The 2068-nt window shown below is 41.2% G+C and carries 2 protein-coding genes; both read left to right on the forward strand.

The window, feature by feature from the left end; all coding sequences use genetic code 11:
• Positions 1–279 precede the first annotated feature (279 nt).
• A complete protein-coding gene (gene torD, locus AB4496_RS28170; RefSeq protein WP_009846354.1) occupies positions 280–927 on the forward strand; it encodes a molecular chaperone TorD in 648 nt (215 codons plus the stop codon).
• Positions 928–1245: 318 nt separating this feature from the next.
• The coding region (purR, locus tag AB4496_RS28175; RefSeq protein ID WP_372133334.1) for an HTH-type transcriptional repressor PurR at positions 1246–2068 on the forward strand (823 nt) is incomplete at its 3' end.

The raw sequence follows: 2068 nt of genomic DNA on the forward strand, positions 1-2068 counted from the left end.
CTTTTCTTATTTAATAGTTTCAGTGACCATTCTATTCATAACTCGTAACAATTCTAGTACTACAGAAGATAAAAGCCAGAAACATGATTTTTTTTTGATACAAGACAATCTTAAACCTTGCTATTTGTCGCCCATCGCAATTCAATATAGGCATTACTACTAACGAGTAACTTTGCGTTTCGCAAATAACCTTGTTATTCAGCCTTGGTGTGCCTATACATAAATCACTCGACGATGCCAGGTATACACACACCACAAGACTAAATCAGGATCTAAGAAATGAAAGATACGAAAGCATTCAACGAACAACGATCAGAAATATACTGGTGGCTATCAAGCTTGTTCGCTAAAGAGCTCACTCAAGAAGAACTCGATCACTACCACTCTGTTGAAATTCGTTCTTTCCTAACTGGTTTAGGTGAAAATGAAACACTAAAGCCGGCGATTGATAGCTTAGTGGATGCGCTCAACCGTCTACAAACACGTGAAGATGCTCAATTAGAATTGTCTGCTGACTTCTGTGACTTATTCTTAAAGACTGATAAACATGGCGCACTTCCTTACGCTTCTATGTATATCGGCCAGACTGGCCTATTGAACGACAAGCCAGCAAAAGATATGGAAGAGATCATGGCTAAACACAACTTAGTGGTTAACCAAGACCTAAAAGAGCCAGCTGACCACATTGCTATCGAACTCGATTTCCTAGGTAATCTAATCATTCGTTCGAACGAAACTGAACTTGAAGAAGAACTAGAGAAATCCTTCGCTGTTCAACAACAATTTATCGAACAGCAACTGCTTACTTGGGTACCAAAGTTCAACGCCAAATGTCATGACATTGACACATTCGGTTTCTACGCTTCAATCTCATCCCTGCTATTGGCATTCTGCAAATTGGACACTCAATACCTAGCTGGCGAATAAGCTTTTTTTGACGACTCGATAAATAAATTCAATAGAATTGTGACCATTCACCCGGATTTCTGGGTGAATTTTATTGCGAGTAATTTCTAGTCAGTCTAAAATTGTGACCGCAAACGATAAAATATGAAACATTCACGAAATGCTACACTTATTGAAGTTCAGAGCATTTCGGTGTTAAGACAAGCCGCTCAATAGCGGTTTTTTGTTTTTTAGCACTTTAGTACCCAAAGAGCCCTACAAATTTAAGCTCTTAGTTAGGTAGCTTAACGGCTACTTCATTCCGTACTTTGGGAAAGTAGCTTCTAATAGGATAAAAACATGGCCACTATAAAAGATGTCGCACGCTTAGCCGGCGTATCAACAACAACCGTTTCTCACGTAATCAACAAAACTCGCTTTGTTGCTGAAGCGACTCAAGAAAAAGTAAACAAAGCCGTAGACGAACTGAACTATGCGCCAAGTGCCGTTGCTCGTAGTTTGAAGTGCAATACAACACGCACCATCGGTATGCTAGTGACTCAATCAACTAACCTATTCTTCTCTGAAGTTATCGATGGTGTTGAGAGCTACTGCTACCGTCAAGGTTACACTTTGATCTTGTGCAATACGGGCGGTATCTACGAAAAGCAACGTGACTACATTCGAATGCTTGCAGAGAAACGTGTAGATGGCATCTTAGTTATGTGTTCTGACCTGACTGAAGAACTAAGAGAGATGTTAGACCGTCACGCAGACATCCCTAAAGTTATCATGGACTGGGGCCCTGAAAGCTCTCAGGCTGATAAGATCATCGATAACTCTGAAGAAGGTGGCTACCTAGCAACCAAATACCTCATTGAGCGCGGTCACTCCAAGATTGCATGTTTAAGTGGCCACTTAGACAAAGCAGCGTGTGTTGAACGCATCTCAGGTTACAAGCGCGCACTCAATGAAGCGAAGATTACTGCCGATGAAAATATGATCATCGAAGGCAACTTTGAATGTGACACAGCTGTGATTGCTGCTGACCAAATCATTGAGATGGAAGATCGCCCTACCGCAGTATTCTGTTTTAACGACACCATGGCATTAGGACTGATGAGCCGATTACAAGAAAAAGGCATTCGTATTCCTGAAGATATCTCAGTGATCGGTTACGACA

Source organism: Vibrio sp. 10N.222.46.A1, assembly GCF_041473595.1.
In the GTDB taxonomy this organism is placed as follows: domain Bacteria; phylum Pseudomonadota; class Gammaproteobacteria; order Enterobacterales; family Vibrionaceae; genus Vibrio; species Vibrio tasmaniensis_A.